Origin of the sequence: Chryseobacterium sp. OV279, assembly GCF_900128945.1 — a bacterium.
GTDB lineage: Bacteria > Bacteroidota > Bacteroidia > Flavobacteriales > Weeksellaceae > Chryseobacterium.
The window spans coordinates 263,990-284,064 of sequence record NZ_FQUD01000005.1 but is presented as its reverse complement, the minus strand read 5'-3'; the positions used below and the strand labels follow the sequence as shown (position 1 = coordinate 284,064).

Here is a 20,075-nt window from a genome sequence, read left to right as displayed (position 1 = left end):
GAATAAAGAAGAAATATCGCTTTTAGAAAAACATATTGCAATTTTAGAAAAGGATATAGAAAATGTAATTGCTTCACATCAGGATCTTAAGAAAAAAAGTGAGCTTTTAAAAAGTGTTCCGGGTATAGGAAAAGTTTTATGCTGGATGATGTTAATAAAAACAGGAAACTTTGAAGAGATTACAGAACCTAGAAAACTTGCTTGTTATTCAGGCGTTGTTCCATTTGATCATCAATCAGGAACTTCTATAAGATACAAGCCTAAACTATCTTTCTATGCTGATAAATCATTAAAAAGTATACTTCATATGGCAGCAATGAGCGCTATAAGACTAGAAAATGATCTTAGAGAATATTATTTAAGAAAGGTAGCTGAGGGGAAAAATAAAATGCTGGTACTGAATAATGTAAGAAATAAAATTATTCATAGGGCTTTTGCCGTTATCAATAAACAAAAGCCCTATGAAAAAAATTATATAAATAATTTGGTAACGTCATAGAAATCAGCCGCCAGATACTTGTCTTTTATTCAAAATTATTCGATATATGAGGTTTTAGAGTATTTAAAAATTTCTGATTATTAAAGTATGAGGCTTAATTACTATCAGCCAGCAACTTTTTTCACACTCATATACTCTCAAACCCTCAAACTTCCCTACTCAAAAACCCGTCATTACTGCGGTCTGTTGATCGGAACATCTATTGCATCCAATACGGGATATAGTATCTCTGTCAGGAATTCATCCTCTCTCAAACGTGATTTTTTAGAACCTGAAAAATAACTGCTGATTCTGTAATTCTTGACAAATTGGTTTCTCTTTTTCCCGATTACATAATAATATCCACCGTTGTCTTCATTAATGAAATAAGTCATTTCATCAAAGCTCATGATGTTTTTGGTAAGAAACAGTTTGCGGTAGATACACTTCTCCCTTTTATCGAATATGTATTTTACAGGAACTCTGAAAACAAGATCCCACAGAAAATACACCATATAAATCCCTAATATAACGGAAGCAATGGTAAAGGCATTTCGAGATAGTATATTTCTGAAATAATACAGCACCGGAATGGCCAAAATACCCGCTCCTAACCACCATTTTAAGGTGTGTATGAAGTTGTAATTAGGCATAAAACTTATTTCACTTCCGTTATCTTCAAATTTATATCGGTCTTTGGTATTCATCGCTTATTTTCGTTTAGGCTCATGATATCTTCGGTTTCATTGACCATTTTCTGTATGCTTTTATGGGTAAGCGCCTGTCCTACCATAAATTTATGTTCCTTGCCATTCACTTCAAAATAAATATTCAGAAATACATTGGTGGTGATGAAGCCCAGATATTTCATTGCCAGCACTTCAAAATGCGTAAAATCCTTGAAAGAATAGGTCTTTGCAGAAACAAAAACACTCGGTTTACAGGTAATAGTCTGCTGCTGAGGATCAATCACAAATTTTTTCGCAAAGAAATTGGCGATCATCAGGCCTCCAAAAGCAACAAGAAATAAGGCCAATAAAGGAATCTTATACTTATACGAGAATCCTGCTGCAACGAATGTAAGAGCAGCCAATACAAATACAAAGATGGGTTGGTTTTTAAAAATTAACAGGTTTCCTTCTTTTTTGTAAAATTGATAGGTGTTCATAATAATAGTGATATATTTTAATGTGTATTATTTTATGAGGTATAACGTTCTGAAATTTCGTCGTCGTTAATCGTCTGCAGGGTATTCAGGTCTGTTTTAAAGTAGGTATCATGAATTGAAAAATAGGCATCTACCCTATTGTTTGTCTGTTCTGACGCCTTTTTCCAGCCATCAAAGAACCAGTTTTCAAATAGCTCATATTTTTCGTCATTGTATTCGTCCCACCAATCATCGAAGTCATCATCATCCGCATACTCTTCCTGAAAATCTGAAGCTGCTGTCCATATTTTTTCCGGCAGAAGTGCTTTCCAGCTTTCCTTGCCATCATTCTCTTCTTCTTTTTCGGTTAATAAAAGTACAGGATTGGTTATGATAGTTCCGGATTGATCAACAGACCATGCTGAGATATCCAGATCATCATATTCATATTCGAAATAGTAGGCTACAATGTCTGTTTTGCTCTTTCCGTCCAGATAATCTGCATTTTTCCCTTCCAGTATTTGTACAAGGTCTTTAACAAATTGTTCTGTGGTTTCTTCAAGATACGTTTTTAAATCAATATTGAGCTGTTTGAGGTTTTGCATACAGTGATTTTGTGATTTTGATTTGGGTGATAACAGTCAATGTACAAAAATAGATGAAAATTTAAATATTTCTAAGGCTGTAAGCCGTTGTCTGTAAGGTATTTTTTTGTATGCATACTATTTAATTATCACATACAATAGAAATATGGGACTGTTTATCTGCTATTGTAATCCATAAAATCAGGATTTATATTTCTCAATCCCAGATGGACAAAATTTTATCAACCGGATATTTTCATGATTTATTTTAATCTGTACAACCATACAAAAAGGCCTCACGAATTTACAAAAAAACAGCATATTAATTCACACAAAAGAGATGTAATAATCTATAGTTTTGGAATCATCAACGTTGATAAACATTCAGCAGATCCGTCTGTAAGTGTACAGTACAGACTGAAATGAAGAATGGTAAAACCCATGTCAGGGTTTATATGACAACCACAAATTTTAATAAAAAAATTATTCAATTATGAAAAAATTAAATGGAATGAAGAACTTTTCTTCATTGGAAAACAAGAAACTGAAGGATATGCAGTCTATTCACGGAGGAGATGATTCAGCAAGATCATCGGAACAAACGGCATGTGGAAGTAACTGCTCAGATACCGCCTATTACAAAGATGGGAAAAAAACAATGACTCTAAGCATTGAAGGACCTAATCCGAGCACTCCTTAATAATTGGGGATAAGGCAATCAGGACTGTTTTTAAATCAATTACAGTCCTGTTTTATTTAAACTTCAAGCAAGTACTAATGGAATCATTACACACGAAACAGAATCAAAGCATCGGATATCTGTTGGGCTCTCTGCTTATCTGCTTTTTTCTTTACTGTTGCAAAAGCAAGGATTATATCACCTATTACCAGAAAGTATATGAAATTGACAGCATTTATCGAATAGCTAAACAGCCGGAAAAAGCGACCGATCTCTACCGTAAATTATTCAGGAAATACCGGCCTCTTAATCAGGAACGCACCGAAGAATATGAAACGTATATCAGAACTTCTGACAAGCTTGGAAAAAATTTTGGAGGCAAGAGAAGTCTTTACCGATTGATTCCCTTAATAGCTCCTTATTGGAGATACAAAAAAGCAGATCCGAAGTTCATCAGCCTCTACAAAAAATACGAAATAGACAGCCTGAGTATAGAACAAAAGGTTGCTGAATGGGAAAAGAAGCTTGATAAAAAAATGATAGACTCTTTTGTTGTAGCTATTGGTAGGGATCAGTTTAATGGACGTTCCAACAGTTCAGAAATCTTTGAAAATGACCTAAAAAATGCTGAACTCCTAAAGTGGACATTTGAAAATCGCGGTTTTCCTTCCAAACAAAAGATAGGTTTATACCATAAGGATATTTTTATGCCCCTGGATGTAATCATTCTTCACATGGCAGATTATGATAAACATTATCCTTATTTCAAAGCCAAAATATTAGAATATGTAAAGTCGGGTGAATACCCTCCGCGCGATTATGCAGCCATGGTTGACCGAAATAATCTGCATCATAAAATTCCCTATACCTACGGTGTTTATCAAGGGTATCAAAATATAACAGATTCAGCTAAAGTAAACCGTAACAGAAAAAGTATTGGTCTTCCCAGTTTAAAATACAGAAACAAATTAGCAAAAGATTTATCCGATAGCCTCAAAACCAAATGATCCTGATATTTTCTGATAATAATGACCGGACAACAATAGAAGTGATCCGCTGGCTGGCTTCAATGAATAAACTCTTTATTCTTGTGAATGATGATGAGTTTTTTGAAATTCATCTTCGTGAAAAAAAATTCTTTCTGCAAAGTCAGAAAAACAGTTTCTTTCTGGACGATATAAAAAGCGTTTGGCACAGAAGAGGTGGACTTTATTTTAAACGTCTACACTACAATAACGATTCTATTAATATCTATATGAATGAAACCCAGCACTGGCTGGAAGATTACGTACTGAAAACTTTAGAAGCAAAAAAGCATATCAACAAACAAAGCAATAGCCACGTCAATAAGCTTTTGGTATTGGAATATGCGCAGAAAGCAGGACTGGATGTTCCTGAATATTTTTTGGCAGACCATACAGATGAAGTTCTTCTGAATACAACCATCACAAAGTCGATCACGGGAAATGTGATCCTGGACAATCTATCTGAAAATCAAGATGGAATCATGTATACAACCATTATCGAAGAAGCAGAGAAAGAGGGATTTTTCACTTCTTTCTTTCAGGAAAAGATAGAAAAGGATTTTGAGATCAGAACCTTTTATTTCGAAGGTAAATGTTTCTCCATGGCTATTTTCTCACAGAATGACGAACAGACTAAAACGGATTTCAGAAAGTACAATAATGAAAAGCCCAATAGAAATATCAGGTACGATCTTCCTAAAGAAATGGAAATTAAAATTCACAAGCTAATGCAGATGCTGGATCTCAACTGCGGTTCACTGGATTTTATCAAAAGCGGAAACCGCTATTATTTCTTAGAAGTAAATCCTGTAGGTCAGTTTGCAAACGTAGCTTACCATTGCAATTATCCACTATTTAAAAAAATTGCAGATTATTTATGAAAGAAAATTTCGGTGAAAAACACAAACTTCCCTTATCCTTTAAGCATATGGATTTTTTTGACAACACAGGCTCCAAAGGGATTACCAGCAATACCAAATGTATATTAAGATGTAAAAAATATCAAACCAGCTTTTACGTAAGAGAAAAACCCATAAAACCACTCGTCCGACTATTATGAGATACTTCAATTTGTTTTCAAATATACTCATCACAAAAGGAGCCATCAGGATCCTGATTTCCGATCTTCAAAGGAATGTCTCGGAGCTATATCCTCTTGAATTGTATGATGTCGTGGAGGAACTGAAAAATGGTTCTGTAGAAGATGTCTTAGAGAATTATGATGAAGAATCCAAAACTGTTATTCAGGAATACCTGGACAATTTATTACAGAAAGAATACGGATTCATGACAGAGAATGATTGGGACAAAAACTTCCCACCGCTTTCCTGTGAATATGATGAGCCCAGTAGGGTCTCTGATCTTTTCATAGAGCTCACAGAGGTTTCGATATTGGAAAAAGTAAAGGAATCAGTAGAAAAACTTGGCGTAAAGCATTTGGTGATATACAGTCAAAAACCATTTACTGAAGATGATTTCATAAAGACCGATCAAATATTTTCCCATTCAGTTTTGTGTGGTATCGAAGTTTTTTCTCCATTCCATCAAGCCGTCGATCTGGATTTTATAAACACCATCCACAGCAATACGGAAAGGATGTACCATATTGTTTTTTATACCTGTGAAAAAGAACCTTTCAAAGTAAAGGATGAATTCAGATTTGCTCTGAATTTTACAGAAGAAGACGTGAAAATTTCCTCCTGTGGAAAAGTAGATCTGAAATATTTCAATACTAATATATCAAAGGTTTCAGAAGCTATGAATCATAATTCCTGCCTTCATAAAAAGATGGGAATAGATCTTCACGGCCATATCAAAAACTGTCCTTTAATGCCTGAAAGTTTTGGAAACATCCATGAGACAAACCTTGAAGAAGCCCTGCTAAAAGCCAATTTTAAAAAGTACTGGAGTATCACGAAAGATAAAATAGAGGTCTGCAAAGATTGTGAGTTCAGATATATCTGCACAGACTGTAGAGCTTACACAGAACGCACTCATCAAAATAACGAAGAATTAGACACATCTAAGCCCCTTAAATGCGGTTACGATCCTTATACGGGAAAATGGGAAGAATGGAGCCGAAACCCGCTAAAACAGCATGCTATTCGATTTTACGGACTTGATCATTGCTGAAATGTTTTGCCTCGAACTCAGGTTAAGCCCTCGTTATTTTTTTTTACCCAAGGAAAGACAAAGATTATATTAGATAATTTTTTAAGAAAGACAAAGCCGCTTCGCTTATTCTAAGAAATACAATAGGAACTCATAGTTCAAAACTCATAACTCACTCAAATGATTTATTCTTACTTTTGGCTAAACTAAATCCATGAAAAAAGCGACTCACAGAGATCGGGAAAAGGCAGTTGACATATTATGCCGGGCTTTTATTGATATTCTTATTCCTAATTCTATCAACTTTGTGCTGAAAAAATCCGGTGACAGATACAAAAGACTAAAAGCATTAATGGAATTTCAGTTTGATGTGTCCCTATTGAATGGCAATATATTTTTAACCGATCACGATAAAGGATGTATTTTATTCCTGGACAATAATACATTCAGTTTCAGAAAATTCGCTTTAGAGCTCAGGTTGCTATTTGTCTGTATCGGCATAGACAATATGTTTAAAGTTTTAGGAAGGGAAAAACTTTTGAAAAGTTTCCATCCTGAGGAAAAATTCATCCATTTGTGGCTCATGGCAGTTATCCCGGAAGAACAGGGAAAAGGCATCGGCACAAAACTGTTGAATGAATCCTTAGAATTTTATGAGGGAGAATTGATTTATGTAGAAACAACCACTCCCGAAAACCGCACTTTTTACACTCAAAATAAGTTTGAAATTTTTCACGAAACTTTTGAGCTGGATTACCCTCTCTACTTTCTGAAAAATCTGTAGAAACTAAAAAGTCTATTTAAGCACTTAAATTCGCTTCTTATCCACAATTTAGGGAAATGGTAGAAACCAATCAAAAACTCTTTAAAACGACTCGCTATTTACTTCTACGGACCAGCTTAAAGGTATCATTTAAAGTTCTATCTGAAAAACTTCCATTTCGGAATAATAGCAAGCATTCCAAAACCGGTAAAAAGGAAAAGATTCGTTACATCCGTATACAAAAAGGTAGACAGATAGTAATTGTGCATAAAGAAATGCAGAACCAACAGCGCCGGAAACATGATGATGCCCACTTTTCTGTAGAAAAACATCAGCACCAGCCCGATCATCATCAGGAAATCAATGGAAAAAATAACGAAAAAATACCACCTCGGGATCTGAAGATATTCATGCTGCAGGTATTCATCTACATCTATTCCAAGCCCCATTATCGTGAACAGCATCAAAGCTGCAAATGCTAAAATAAAGCCCCATCCTTTCTTTGGATCCTCGTCAAAGTAACTGTATTCTTCCATAGGTACAAAAGTAAAGAACTTATGAATAAATTCATAAGTTCTTCAGCATATTTATTCGTTTAAAATTTGAATTATATAGAAATAGCGTTGATCAATCTGTTTTTGTCGCTCAAGTACTCTTCCATGGAGATCATACTTTCGGTTCTCATTACATCTTGAATGTCGTCTATCTGATAGATAATTCTTTTTGCATCTTCCGTATTCTTAGCTCTTACTTTACAGAAAATATTATATTTCCCGGAAATAACGCTCGCTTCGATTACGTTCGGAAGTATTGATAATTCTTTCAATACCTCTTGAGTGCGGTTTGATTTTGTCAAAAGGATCCCAATGAAAGCTGTAAAGTGATAGTCCAGCTTACCATAATCGATATTAAGAGATGATCCCAAAATAATACCTGCATCCTCCATTTTTTTCACTCTTACGTGAATTGTTCCCGCAGAAACATCCATCTGCTTTGCAATCTCTGTAAAAGGCATTCTTGTGTTTTCTACTAAGAAATCAAGAATCTTCTTGTCTATTTCGTCCAGTTGATAGTTCATATTAGTTAAATTACAATTTTCTTAAAAAATCCATGTATTTTTTGCAAATTTATAAAAAATTATTTAACTAAAAAAATTATATCAAACATTAACAATAATTAACACGGATGATAAAAATCATTAAAATATTCAGATTATTTAGCATTTGATTTTATAGAATCTGTTTTTATTTCCGTTTTAGGTTCTGACGGTTTTTTATCTTTTTTCTTCTTTTTAAACAGAGAATTAAAGCTTTTACTCCACACAACTCCACCACCATAGGCCTGATTTGCAGAACCATTCGTACTTACCATTCCGATATTGGTAGGCTTGGAATAGCCTCTCAGAACGAGAGTCCCGTCATTCTTTTTAGAAACATCATATTCAATAGATCCTTCTCCGGAGAGATAATTGTTCTGGGCACCTTCGGTTTTTGTCAGTGGAATACCCAGTCCGGTTTTGATATTTATCCTAGGCGAAACCGCTACACTTACCCCGGCATTAGCCCGGTCACCAGTGTTGGAATTTTGATCACCTTTTACATAATTCAGATCGATCTGGAATTCGTTACTCATGGTATTCAATACAGAGCCAAGCTGTTTAAGAAGCATATTATATCCTGAAGATTCCGCAACTCCCGCCACATCAAAATCCACTCCTCCGCTATTGGAGACATTAAAGGTACTTAACAGCAATACAGAACCAAACTGGAGTACTTTCTCGCCCTCCTGGCTCATCTTGGCTGCCAATGTTTCCTTTACCTGACTGGAGACATCAAGAGCGGTCACATTCAGGTCTATTTTCGGGTTGATTAAGGATTGGGTGATATTCGCCTGAAGCAGTACACTGATCGGCTGCAGTTTCCCCATGCTTAAATATTCCCCGGCATTTGATACCATTCTTACATAATTGGCTGTAATATCCAGCGCCGGCTTCATGGCATCACCGTCCCATCGGATGCTGCTGTTCTTTTCGATCTGGAAGGTTTTATTCAGAATCGCTTTAGAAACAAAGGTTCCGTTATCTACCTTATAAGTCCCGTTCATGGCGATTCCTCCACGTCTTCCCATCTGGAACCTCAGCTTGTCCGCCGTTCCTTTTACGGTAATATTTCCTACATCATCACCTACAAGTACGTTCACGGTTGTTCCTTTATCCACATCAAGACTGAAGTCGATATTCATATTCGCTCCTGTCTTTTTCTTTTCTTCCAGGGTGATCAATCCATCTTTTCCTTCTTTCAGGAACCTCAGCATTTTAAACTCTTCCACATTGGATGTAGAACTGGAATTAAAGGTAAAGGTACTTCCGTTTAATGCTTTCATATTCGGGGTAGAAATACTCAGTCCGGAAACAGGTCCGTCTACGTAGAGATCTCCCTGTCCGTACACCCTTCCCCAAAACAGGTCAAAATCTTTCTGTGAGGTATTCAGCACCAGAAGATTGTCTGCTCTCATAATCAGGTTGACCCCCATAGAAGAAATCGTTTCAAACTGGATCGCCCCGGAGATTGTTCCTTTAGAATTCGTTCTACCGTCATGTACTTCAATATTGTTAAGGATTGCAAGTCCTTTGGAAAGAGGAATCACCGTATCATCAAATGAATAATCTACGCCGGTGAACAGCAGTTTCAGACCGAAGCCTTTCAATGCGATATCACCGCTGTAATCCAGATTGCTTAGTTTTCCATTGATCTTAAGGTCACCCGTCGCTTTTCCTCTTATATTTCCAAAAACAGTCTGAACAAACTGTTGGGTAAAGGCAAGGTCAAAATCACGCATTTCTGCCGTCAGATCGATCGTAGGAGAAGCGGTATTGTTATTTACGGTACCTGTCAGATGCAGGTTATTATTTCCAAGAACTCCGGCGGACGTTACTTTGACATCTACGTCATAAACATTCAGTGAGAACCCGTTGGTTGCAGAAATTGTAAGGTCGCCCATTTCATTTCCGTTCATCATAATATTGTCTACCGTAAGGTCTACCAATGGCTGCAGCGTGCTCTTATCCATTTTGATTTTCACACTTCCGTTAGCGAGTCCTTTGATTCCCATCGGATTTCCTCCGGACTGCATTTCGAGGAGCTTTTCTACAGCAAATTCTTCAATATCCGCATCTATGTAAAAGTCTTTCGCCGATTTAAACTGTGCTTCCTTAATGAACAGGGCACTTTTATCTGAAAATACCCTCAGATTATGAATGTCAAAATCAGCTGTATTCTTTCTATAAGTAATGGAATGATCCAGTTCAGGACTTGTATCTATCGCCCACGTAACATCATTGAACTTCACTTCTGTAGGTTCAAATCTGAAAACGTAATCTCCCGCTGCATTGGTAGATTGATCTACATTAATAGCATATGATTTAAGGCTTTCACTCAGTTCATCCTCCGGACTTCCATGTTTAAATGTTGTAGCCAGGTGAAGCGCTGTATTGTTTTCATTCTTTCCTCTGAGTTCAAAATCTTTGATGATATTCTTATTGTACACCAGTTTACTGATCCTTGCATACAGCTGCTCATCAAGCTTAGCAGTATTGATTCTGACCATCACACTGTCGATCATCGCGCTGTCTCTGGAGATATTATTCCGGTCATTAAGCTTATATTCAGGATTGGTGGCTGCTAACGCTTTGTCTGCTTCGGTGATTTCCTCCTTTTTGGTCATGATATACTTCAGAGAAGCGGCATCCAGATTCAGGATCAAATCGTTTGAATCTCCATTGTATTCTCCTTCTACCAAAGCACCCTGCGGAAGTTTAAGATCCGGCAGAAAGTAATTCACAACACCCTGCTGAACATCAAAATTCATCTTAAAACTCTGACCTCTGTACAGTTTTCTCGGCGGAGGTCCCACCAGAATTCTTCCGATTCCGTTTTCCATCATCCCTACAAGATCACCAAGATTGTATTTTCCTGAGATCTTACCACTGGCAGCTCCCGGTGCATCAACTTCGATGACACGTCCGCCTGCTTCTATAAAAGTCTTAAGTTTTGCTTTCGGAACAATATATTTCTGTGTAGCGGTTGCAAAATGCAGTTCATTGGCATCCACATCCAGCGTCAGATCATTAATGGAAGACATGGACATTTTACCTACCACCTGGCCGCTTACAATCTGGCTTCCCGGTTTGTTAGTGAAATAATTCATGTTCAGATGGGTGACGTCTGCATTCACATCCATGATAATCCTAGGAGTACTGAAATCAATAAGTCCCTTAATCGTAGCTTTTGCCTGCTCATCATTTATGGTGATAAGTCCGTTATATTTTTTATGGTCCAATAAACCGTCCAGATAAAGATTGCTGATCTGCTTATCCATAATCTCAATGCTGCTGATCTGGGATTTGGTGGTCAGACGCATGGTATTGACGTCAAAACTCTGCCCGTTCAGATCAAATTTACCGGAGATAAGACCGACCGCTTTATTTTTAGTGATGACAGAGGTATTCAGGTCTTTTACTTCAAGATACCCTGAATATTTAGGCATTGCCGTGCTGTATCCCGTCAGTGAAAGCTTGGTAATTTTCGCCTGACCTATTCCCGTCATCAGATTTCCGTTGGGAATAAAGATTTGTTGGGGATCTACTTTTGCAGCGCCGTTGTATTTCAGTTTTCCAAAATCGTCTGCGAAATTCTTCATCTTCTTGGAAATAAATGAAGGCATCATCGCTTTAAGGTCTTTATAGGTAAAATCTGTGGAAAGGTCTTTGGTTTCAATGGAGAAATTTCCTTTCAGCAGCCTGTCCACTCTCATGGTTTTGGTGGCAATATTTACGTCAGGATTTCTGATCAGGAAGTTTTCCAGATAGAATTTATTCAGTGGGCCGGTCATTTTCCCAGCCAGATTGAAAGGTTTAAAATTATCCCAGTTTGTCACAAAATAGCTGATGTCATATCCACTCATCTGGCTTCCCTGTTTGATATTCATATCCCAGCTTACGCGGTCTGCAAATTCGGACCATGAGCCGTCATGAAGATTGAATTTTATATCTCCCTGCAGCAGTGAATGGTCTGTATTCAGCGTCAGATCTTTTAATGATAGGAATTCATGGGTCAAAGAGAGTTCTGTAGAAAATGTATCTACAAAGTGAGATTTCCCCCATCTTGCTGTGACGAAGGACATATTATTGATCAGCGCGGAAATATTCGGGCCGTTTACCTTTACATTAGGCGCTATTAAATTAAATTTTGTAGCCGTCAGCCATTTTCCAGGTTCTCCCGGAGAGTTTTGGCTAACGATAGAAACTTTTGAATCGATGATCTGTACACGGGAATTCAGCTGAAAAGGAGGTTTCTTTGGATCTCTTTTCTTTCCGCTGTCGAAAAGCTGTGTAAATCTGATGAAGTTGGAAATACTATCACCTTTGTAGGTAATGACCTTCACATCGGCATTGACAAGGGTAAGGGAATTAAAACTTAATGAATTGCTGTTCCCGGAAATTGCATTGTAGGCGAGTGACAACCAGTCGGAATTTGCTCGGAATTCTCTTGCTTTAATGAATTCAAGGCCTTTGTAATCCTTTATTTTTAAACCTTTTATAATAACGTCTCCGAAATAATCCACCTCTACACTTTCCGTAGACATTCCCGCTTTAAAGTCTTTGTTAACGATCTGAAGTGCCTGATCTGCCGCCCATTGCTTGGTTGCCGGAAGATTAATGGCTGTAAGAACTCCTCCAACAAGAATAACTCCCAGCCAGAAAAGGATCAGGAGAAGTTTGGCCCACCAGGAATAGCTAGTCACATCTTTTACCGCCTGCTTTCCAAATTCTTCAGCCGTTTCTACGGGATGATGAATGGCATCTGATGCCAGTTCAGATGCTTCCTTAACTGTTTCCTTCACAGCGCCTTCTACATTCTCCACAGTCTTCTGTACCTGATCACTTAGGTTCTCAGCTACAGATTTTTTATTCTCATTCTCGTTATTATTCTCTAACTTTGCCATTATTATGAGCGACTCTATAATTTTAGGTATTGAATCGTCTTGCGACGACACCTCAGCAGCTATCATCAAGGGAAACTGTATTCTGTCCAATATTGCTGCGAATCAGGCTATCCATAAAGAATATGGAGGTGTAGTCCCGGAACTGGCATCGCGAGCGCATCAGCAAAATATAATCCCCGTTGTTGAAAAATCTATTACTAAAGCAAATATACAACAAAATGCTATTTCAGCTATAGGATTTACACGCGGCCCCGGACTTTTAGGATCTCTTCTTGTAGGAACGTCATTTGCTAAGTCTTTGGCAATGAGTCTGAATGTTCCGCTGATTGAAGTTAACCATCTCCAGGCCCACATTTTAGCCCATTTCATCGAAGATGCAAATCCTATGCCGCCTCAATTCCCTTTCCTGTGTCTTACGGTAAGCGGAGGGCACACCATGATCGTACTGGTGAAGGATTATTTTGATATGGAAATTATTGGAAAAACAATTGATGATGCCGCAGGAGAAGCTTTTGACAAAATCGGAAAAATCTTTGATCTGGACTACCCTGCCGGACCTATTATAGACCGACTGGCCAAGGAAGGAAATCCTGCTGCTTTTACGTTTAACAAACCAAGAATGGAGAATTACGATTATTCATTCAGTGGTATCAAAACGTCTGTGCTTTATTTCATTCAGAAAGAGGTTAGAAAAAATCCGGATTTTATTAAGGAAAACCTGAATGATCTGTGCGCTTCTGTTCAGAGAACGATTGTTGAAATTCTGATGGCTAAACTTGAAAAAGCAGCTAAAGAATTAAATGTAAAAGAAGTGGCAATCGCAGGTGGAGTTTCTGCCAATTCTGCATTGAGAAAGGCAATGGAGGATAATCATGAAAAATTAGGCTGGAATATTTACATTCCAAAATTTGAATATACAACAGACAACGCGGCGATGATTGCGATGGTGGCTCAACTGAAATATGAGCGAGGAGAATTTACGGATATGAAAACGTCCGCAACTGCAAAATATGATTTATGAAAATACTCTTAGAAGAAAAAGTACTGGGAACGCAATCTAAAAAAAATTCAAAATATTACTGGGTTTTAGAAACCGTTATCGGAAAAAATGAAGTGACAGAACAATCTGAAGACGAAGATTATTTAATGATCAGTTCAGAAATCGGATATGTTCAAAATATAAAGGAGGAGATCATAGAGAAAATCAATTCAGAAAATGTATTCAGTTTTGCTTACGAACCCAAAGAAGGAGATTATTTATCCATCAAAAATAATTTAAGAAAAAACGAATACTTGAATTTAATTTTCATGAATAATAAGTGGATTGAAGAAATTTACGCATGTTCATACAGAGACTGTGAAGGTGATATTTATACCACGATAAAAACCGGTGTAGCATTTTTAAGCGAGAATGAAATTACCTTTTAATCCTCAACGTGAAAATTCATTAGGTAAGGAAGTCAGAAGCTAGAAGAGGGAAGTTATTGAAAGCCAAAGGTAGAATATATCAATTTAAAAGGAATTTTCAAATATTTCCCATCCAATAGTAACATCTAGCTTCCATCCTCCAGCTTCCAACCTTTTAATCATCCCTTATCAATACAATTCAGTCGCATTCTAAATATCAATATATGAAACTTTTTTTTGGCGAAATCAATAACGGAAAAGCAATAATTAATGACGAAGAACAGCAGCATATAGTGAAAGTTCTTCGTATGAAAGACGGTGAAAAAATTCACGTAACAGACGGTAAAGGAAATGTTGCTTCCGGAACATTGGTAATCGAAGGAAAAAAAGCCAATATCGAGGTTTCAGAAATTAAGAAAGATACTCAGGATTTCAATCCAAAATTGCACATTGCTATTGCTCCGACGAAAAATATTGACCGAATTGAGTTTTTTGTAGAAAAAGCTGTGGAAATGGGTATTGCTGAAATTACCATTTTACAAACTGAAAAAACAGAGCGTAAAAACATCAGTATCGAAAAACTTAGAAAACAAGCCATTGCAGCCTCAAAACAAAGTTTGCGATTTCATTTCCCTGTTGTTAATGATTTAATTAAACTTCCTGATTTTCTGAAAAATATCAATCCAGAGAAGACTTTTGTGGCGCACTGCCATGAAAATCTGGAAAGAATTGAGCTTAACCATATTCCCGCTTTGGAGCAGATCACTTTCTTAATCGGTCCTGAAGGAGATTTTTCTGAAAGGGAGATCCAGTTTCTATCCGACAGTAACGTAAAAGCTGTTTCACTTGGAAACCAAAGGCTGAGAACTGAAACGGCGGGTGTTTTTGTGGCGGCGTGGAATTATTTCAATATGATGAGATGAGAGGATAGGGATTAGGGATTAGGGATTAGGGATTAGGGATTAGGGATTAGGGATTAGAAGTTAGGAAATAAGGAGGAAACACATTATTCTACAATGATTTTTCCTTTCTTCCGGTACATACGGATTACATCTCCTTCCTCTTCAATATGGGCGCTCATCATCAAAAGTTTTCCATTTGTCCATTGATAGGTTTTGCTGTAAGTGTTAACCGGGCCAATATGATACTCTGAAGTAATTTCTCTTTTCCCGGTATCAATCTTAATATTCTGAATCGTATCCAGGGGTTTGTAATAATCGTATTTCTTTGTTTTTTGATTATAGAGCCAAAAGCTTGATGAATAAGCATAATTCCCGGCCCAGTTAATAAGTTCTACATCATTAAACCCATCAAAATTAGCATCTTTATCGACATTAAAAACCACTTCCCTTTCATTCAGAACAGCTACCGTATCAAAAATAATTTTCTGATGAAGTTTTTTTCTGTAAAATATGTTAATGGATTTAAAATTGATTGCTCCGTTAGGGCTTTCAAGCTCTTTAAGGGTATACATATATCCATTTTCTTTCAGAGATTGGGAAAAAGGAATTGATGCTGTATCTTCCTACTCTTGTGTATGTATTTCTATGTTTTGTACCAGACTGTCTTTATCCTCAATGCGATTTTTTTCAGCTGCTTCCTTCTTGCCGCAGCTGCTTAAAATGATTAAGATAAAGACCCCTATTCTGTTCATAGGGTAAGGTTGTGATCTCTTATATATTTTTCAAAGATCTGCTTTCCGCTTCGCATGGAGTTCACGGCCCAGCGGATCTTCATTTTCATCTTTTTTTCTTCGCTTAGTTTATAATCGATGCCTGATTTGATCAGTTTCTGTTTCAGTTCATACATACAGATTCCTGCGGCTACGGAAACATTGTAGCTTCTCGTTAAGCCGTACATCGGGATCGCCAGGGTTTCGTCTGCAAAATCTATAACTTCTTCAGATACGCCTTCCATCTCAGTTCCAAATACGAGAGCGATAGGTTCTGTAATCTGATAATCAGGGAGCATCACTGCATTTTTTTCAAGAGAAACCGCCAGGATTTTATAGCCTCTGTCTTTGATATTCTGCAGAGAAGCTATGTTCTTAGCCATTTTCTCTACTTCTACCCAGGTTTCGGCCCCTTTGGTTACGGTAAGGTTGGGATCAAAAACATTCTCTTCCTCCATGGCTATAACCTTGTGAAACGCATTGGCTTCTACAGATCTGATAATAGCCGCCGCATTTCTGAACTGGTAGACATCATCCATCACAGGAAGTACAAAATCGGAACTTTCCTGAGAGAAATGTTCTATTTTTGAGAGTCTTTCCTCTGTTAAAAACTGCTTTAAATATTCAAAAGTTTGCGCTAAATCTTCCATTCATTTTCAAATCTTTGCAAATTAACGTAATTTTGAGCTATGAACCTGAACGAGGCTCAATTTCTTACTAAAAAGTAATTCATGAAAAGAAAAGTCCTGCTCATCTATACCGGAGGAACCATCGGTATGGAAAAAGATTATGAAACCGGAAGCCTCCGCGCATTTGATTTTGGAAATATTTTCGAAAAAATGCCTGAGATGAAATTAATGGAATGCGAAGTGTTTGTGCATCCTTTCGCAAAACCGCTGGACTCTTCCGATATGGGACCTGAGGAATGGAAGGTGATCGCGAACTATATTCTCAAGAATTACGAGCTGTATGACGGCTTTCTGATCCTTCACGGAACCGATACCATGTCTTATACGGCTTCTGCTTTAAGTTTTATGCTGAAAGGTCTTAGAAAACCTGTTATTATGACAGGTTCCCAGCTTCCGATCGGAGATCTGAGAACGGATGCGAAGGAAAATCTTCTGACCAGCCTTTATTACGCCAGTCTTTATGAAAATGATGAAGCAGTCATTCAGGAAGTGGCCGTTTATTTCGAATACAAATTGTTAAGAGGAAACAGAACGCTGAAATATTCTGCGGAGTATTTTGATGCCTATTCAAGCCCGAATTATCCTATTTTAGGACAGTCAGGTGTTCATTTAAATATTGTTAAGGACAATCTTTACCGTTGTGATCCGGAAGTGGAATTTCATGTGGACGAACATATTTCTGAAGATATTTTATTCTGGCGTATTTTTCCGGGGATGCATCTGAGTCATTTCAAAGAAATCCCTAAAATGAAGGTTTTAATCCTTCAGGTTTTTGGTTCGGGAACCATTTTCAGCAGTGAAAAAACGCAGGAAACACTTGAAGAAATCAGAAGCAACGGAACGGAGATCGTGGTGGTAAGTCAGTGTATTTCAGGAGGAATCTCTTTCGGAAAATATGAAAACAGCAATATATTCTCAAGAATCGGAGCAATCAGCGGAAGGGATATGACCGCCGAAAGCGCCATTACCAAAGCGATGCACCTTATAGACAACCCAAATTATTCAGGAACCTTTGCCGACAACTTCACCAAAAGTCTTTGCGGAGAAATTACTGACTAATTTTGAATAATAATTTGCAGATTCCAGAAATTACTCTATTTTTGCAATCTCAAATAGAGAGGTGTCCGAGTGGTTGAAGGAGCTACCCTGGAAAGGTAGTATACGGGTAACTGTATCGAGGGTTCGAATCCCTTCCTCTCTGCAAGAATCTAAAAGTCTTAAACTTAATTGTTTAAGACTTTTTTTTTGTAAAAAGAATAGATCTATAACTTTCACGCAGATTGGTGAGATCATACAGATTTTTATTTTTTTATCTGCACTATCTGTATGATCAGCAAGAGGAATTGATTTAGTCCACAACTTTTGTATCTGATCCTTCCCTATTCCTAAAACATTCCTAAATCATGTATTTAATTTGTCCTGTTTATCGACAGTATTAAAATCATTTACATCATTATTTAATGGATAAAGGACCTACATTGGCTACGACAAATCATCATTTTACAGTATCATTCACCGTTCGACTTCATCTTATTGCTGAACAGATACTCAAAATACGATTCAACAGATTTTACGGGATGCTCAGAACAGGAAAAATTATTATCGGAATATTTTTATTAAGCTTATGCGGGTCATTACATGCACAGATCAGTCCGCCGGGGCTTGGGGAAGCGAATACCGCTTTCTGGTCGGCTTTTGGAGTAAGGCGTCAACTGGATTCGCTGGGAAAGAGGCAGACTTTAAGTTATATTGCTCTTGGAAGGAAAAGCAGTCCTGATGATTATAATTTAGTCTCAAAACAGGCTATTGTTGTATTGAACCATGAAGTCTTTTATTCTTTTGCGCCCAATCAACAATACAGTTATGCAGTCAGTTACCGCCGGCAGCCTAAATATGAAAGTTCTGCACCTTATGAAAAGGAAGCTACAGAACAGGAATTCAGAATTTACGGAAGATATGCCTATACTTTCAAACTGGGAAAAAGATGGAAACTCAAGAATACAGTCCGCCAGGAGTTCCGGAAGTTTTTTGATGCAGGTTTTCGTCAGGCTGAAGAGAATTTTCAACTGAGAACAAGGATTAAAAGCCAGTTGACTTATAATCTATCTCCCAAAAACAATCAAAAACTGGCTCTAAGTGCCGAAGGTCTGTTTTCTACAAGTTATCTTAATGAACCGGAACAGAAATGGACCCCTTTCGGATATCGCGAAATGCGTATCGGGGCTTATTATATGTTCAGTATTCCCCACTCTCCTTTATCGGTGGATATCGGATATGTGAATGATCTGATCCGGGGAAGCAGAAGTATAAAGAAAGGTGGCGTGCATTATTTGGCCGTAGATGTGATTTGGAATTTACCCTTTAAATAATGAGTAATGAGTAATGGGTAATGGGTAAAATTAAACAAAATCCTGGCATTGCTGTCAGGATTTGTCTGAAAGACCGGTCAGGGTATTCCGTGAATATAATTTAGATATGAATGTTGGTGAAAATATTAATTGCAGATCGTCAGAAACTGATGACTCATCTGCACTTTGAATTTGGCTTCTGACTTCAGTTTAGCATAAATGGTGTATTCGAAAGCCTGTACAGACCTCAGCTTTTTATCAATGTATTCCGCGATCTGTGCTATGGAGAAAATAAAGTCCCTGTAAACAGCAATATTTACAGTCTGCCCATAATAAGGAAGGTAAGCTTTTAAAAACGGAACCGCCGCCTGATGTCTGCTGTAATTGACACAATATCCGGCCCCTTCTCTTGAAGTGATGATCTCACGATCATTGATATAATCCGGAATTGTATTATTTCCGTTCAGAGAACTACCGTTTTTTAACAAGTATCTGTTGATTTTATCCAGAACATGTTGCGCGTATTCCATCATCGTAATGGTTTTCCATTCAAATATATGATTCATGCCTTTAGATGCCTTTGGATTCTTCCCATTTTCACAACTTGTGCAGAAAGAGATCCCGATCTTTTCATGATACGGAAAGAAGCAGTCTTTGATTTCCATAGAAGCATCAGCCATCAGCCTGTCATCTGCAAAACTATAATACAGATAAGGACTGTAAAGATCTGCCAGTGTCTTAAGATAATCGATCTCGCTGGCGTTGTGATATTCCTCAAACCATTTTTCAAGATTATCGTAATAATGGCTTTCAAATTCTGTAAATGTTAAGTAAAACGGCAATTCCATAGCTCTGTAATTTTGATAGGACAAAGCTATTGCTGTAATGCGACAAAACTTGACGTGTTATTTTTTTGTTTAGATATTAGATTGCAGACATCAGATTGCAGACTTTAGACATTAGTACTGGTGGCTTCGGGAGCCTCAGCCGCCAGATATTTGTCGTTCATTCAATATTTCTCGATAATTTCAGAGTATTAAAATACAGGGTTAATTACTATCAAAAGCAACAGTAAGCAACATTAAAATCCTCAAACACTCCGACACTCTAATCCCGAATCTCAAAACTCTAAAACTCTCTGACTCTCAAATTCTCAAACTCTCAAACT

The 20,075-nt window shown here is 37.3% G+C and carries 20 protein-coding genes and 1 tRNA gene; 12 read left to right on the top strand and 9 right to left on the bottom strand.

All coding sequences use genetic code 11. The annotated features are described in order from the left end of the window. On the top strand, window positions 1–499 hold a 499-nt coding region (locus BUA72_RS22685), incomplete at its 5' end, for a transposase (RefSeq protein ID WP_139259669.1). A 173-nt stretch (window positions 500–672) separates the two neighbouring features. Here BUA72_RS22685 and BUA72_RS24710 read toward each other — a convergent pair. Genes BUA72_RS24710 through BUA72_RS22670 form a run of 3 tightly spaced genes read right to left on the bottom strand, consistent with a single transcriptional unit; the run spans window position 673 to window position 2,230 of the window. After that, window positions 673–1,185 (bottom strand): hypothetical protein, encoded by a 513-nt coding sequence (locus BUA72_RS24710; RefSeq protein ID WP_228407939.1) that lies wholly within the window; start codon window positions 1,183–1,185, stop codon window positions 673–675. Continuing rightward, window positions 1,182–1,646 carry a hypothetical protein gene (locus BUA72_RS22675; protein ID WP_072925411.1) on the bottom strand — a complete coding sequence of 155 codons (465 nt, stop codon included), beginning with the start codon at window positions 1,644–1,646 and terminating at the stop codon, window positions 1,182–1,184. The genes BUA72_RS24710 and BUA72_RS22675 overlap by 4 nt, the downstream gene beginning before the upstream one ends. Before the next feature lie 32 nt (window positions 1,647–1,678). Further along, entirely contained in the window at window positions 1,679–2,230 is a 552-nt protein-coding gene (locus tag BUA72_RS22670; RefSeq protein WP_072925408.1) for a hypothetical protein, read from the bottom strand. 472 nt (window positions 2,231–2,702) lie between these two features. Between BUA72_RS22670 and BUA72_RS22665 the strand changes: the two genes are divergently transcribed. The 5 genes from BUA72_RS22665 (at window position 2,703) to BUA72_RS22640 (ending at window position 6,809) form a co-directional block, all read left to right on the top strand. Beyond that, window positions 2,703–2,909, top strand: coding sequence for a TIGR04139 family peptide modification target (locus BUA72_RS22665; protein WP_047455031.1), 207 nt, complete (start codon window positions 2,703–2,705; stop codon window positions 2,907–2,909). Between the two features lie 77 nt (window positions 2,910–2,986). Then, on the top strand, window positions 2,987–3,895 hold the full coding sequence (locus tag BUA72_RS22660; protein WP_052202546.1) for a hypothetical protein: 909 nt from the start codon (window positions 2,987–2,989) through the stop codon (window positions 3,893–3,895). Next, a complete protein-coding gene (gwsG, locus tag BUA72_RS22655; protein ID WP_072925407.1) occupies window positions 3,892–4,794 on the top strand; it encodes a grasp-with-spasm system ATP-grasp peptide maturase in 903 nt (300 codons plus the stop codon). The genes BUA72_RS22660 and gwsG overlap by 4 nt, the downstream gene beginning before the upstream one ends. A 175-nt stretch (window positions 4,795–4,969) precedes the next feature. Continuing rightward, complete coding sequence (gene gwsS, locus BUA72_RS22645) at window positions 4,970–6,046, top strand: grasp-with-spasm system SPASM domain peptide maturase (RefSeq protein ID WP_072925402.1); 1,077 nt, start codon at window positions 4,970–4,972, stop codon at window positions 6,044–6,046. Window positions 6,047–6,239: 193 nt separating this feature from the next. Next, window positions 6,240–6,809, top strand: coding sequence for a GNAT family N-acetyltransferase (locus BUA72_RS22640; protein WP_072925400.1), 570 nt, complete (start codon window positions 6,240–6,242; stop codon window positions 6,807–6,809). 137 nt (window positions 6,810–6,946) lie between these two features. Here BUA72_RS22640 and BUA72_RS22635 read toward each other — a convergent pair whose 3' ends face one another. The 3 genes from BUA72_RS22635 to BUA72_RS22625 form a co-directional block, all read right to left on the bottom strand. After that, the gene (locus BUA72_RS22635; protein ID WP_047455020.1) at window positions 6,947–7,324 is read right to left on the bottom strand and encodes a hypothetical protein; all 378 of its coding nucleotides are present in this window, start codon (window positions 7,322–7,324) and stop codon (window positions 6,947–6,949) included. 71 nt (window positions 7,325–7,395) lie between these two features. Continuing rightward, window positions 7,396–7,866 (bottom strand): Lrp/AsnC family transcriptional regulator, encoded by a 471-nt coding sequence (locus BUA72_RS22630; protein WP_047455018.1) that lies wholly within the window; start codon window positions 7,864–7,866, stop codon window positions 7,396–7,398. Between the two features lie 134 nt (window positions 7,867–8,000). Continuing rightward, on the bottom strand, window positions 8,001–12,791 hold the full coding sequence (locus tag BUA72_RS22625; protein WP_072925398.1) for a translocation/assembly module TamB domain-containing protein: 4,791 nt from the start codon (window positions 12,789–12,791) through the stop codon (window positions 8,001–8,003). 4 nt (window positions 12,792–12,795) lie between these two features. Here BUA72_RS22625 and tsaD point away from each other — a divergent pair, with 4 nt between their 5' ends. The 3 genes from tsaD to BUA72_RS22610 all read left to right on the top strand — a co-directional run bounded on the left by tsaD (window position 12,796) and on the right by BUA72_RS22610 (window position 15,121). Then, complete coding sequence (gene tsaD / locus BUA72_RS22620) at window positions 12,796–13,812, top strand: tRNA (adenosine(37)-N6)-threonylcarbamoyltransferase complex transferase subunit TsaD (protein WP_072925396.1); 1,017 nt, start codon at window positions 12,796–12,798, stop codon at window positions 13,810–13,812. Beyond that, window positions 13,809–14,219, top strand: coding sequence for a hypothetical protein (locus BUA72_RS22615; RefSeq protein WP_072925394.1), 411 nt, complete (start codon window positions 13,809–13,811; stop codon window positions 14,217–14,219). The genes tsaD and BUA72_RS22615 overlap by 4 nt, the downstream gene beginning before the upstream one ends. 203 nt (window positions 14,220–14,422) lie before the next feature. Next, window positions 14,423–15,121 (top strand): RsmE family RNA methyltransferase, encoded by a 699-nt coding sequence (locus BUA72_RS22610; protein WP_072925393.1) that lies wholly within the window; start codon window positions 14,423–14,425, stop codon window positions 15,119–15,121. Window positions 15,122–15,204: 83 nt separating this feature from the next. On the opposite strand, the gene BUA72_RS22605 is transcribed toward BUA72_RS22610, so the two are convergent. Both BUA72_RS22605 and BUA72_RS22600 read right to left on the bottom strand, forming a co-directional pair. Continuing rightward, window positions 15,205–15,672 carry an XAC2610-related protein gene (locus BUA72_RS22605; RefSeq protein WP_072925391.1) on the bottom strand — a complete coding sequence of 156 codons (468 nt, stop codon included), beginning with the start codon at window positions 15,670–15,672 and terminating at the stop codon, window positions 15,205–15,207. Window positions 15,673–15,848: 176 nt separating this feature from the next. Then, window positions 15,849–16,520: a TrmH family RNA methyltransferase gene (locus tag BUA72_RS22600; RefSeq protein WP_072925389.1), complete on the bottom strand. Its 672-nt coding sequence runs from the start codon at window positions 16,518–16,520 to the stop codon at window positions 15,849–15,851. Between the two features lie 81 nt (window positions 16,521–16,601). Here BUA72_RS22600 and BUA72_RS22595 point away from each other — a divergent pair, with 81 nt between their 5' ends. The 3 genes from BUA72_RS22595 (at window position 16,602) to BUA72_RS22585 (ending at window position 18,928) form a co-directional block, all read left to right on the top strand. Further along, window positions 16,602–17,618: an asparaginase gene (locus BUA72_RS22595; protein WP_072925387.1), complete on the top strand. Its 1,017-nt coding sequence runs from the start codon at window positions 16,602–16,604 to the stop codon at window positions 17,616–17,618. Window positions 17,619–17,673: 55 nt separating this feature from the next. After that, window positions 17,674–17,760, top strand: a tRNA-Ser gene (locus BUA72_RS22590). Window positions 17,761–18,019: 259 nt separating this feature from the next. Then, a complete protein-coding gene (locus tag BUA72_RS22585; protein ID WP_083544277.1) occupies window positions 18,020–18,928 on the top strand; it encodes a DUF2490 domain-containing protein in 909 nt (302 codons plus the stop codon). A gap of 125 nt (window positions 18,929–19,053) precedes the next feature. Here BUA72_RS22585 and BUA72_RS22580 read toward each other — a convergent pair whose 3' ends face one another. Further along, window positions 19,054–19,755, bottom strand: a complete 702-nt coding sequence (locus tag BUA72_RS22580) for a hypothetical protein (RefSeq protein ID WP_047455000.1) — start codon at window positions 19,753–19,755, stop codon at window positions 19,054–19,056. Between the last annotated feature and the right edge of the window lie 320 nt (window positions 19,756–20,075).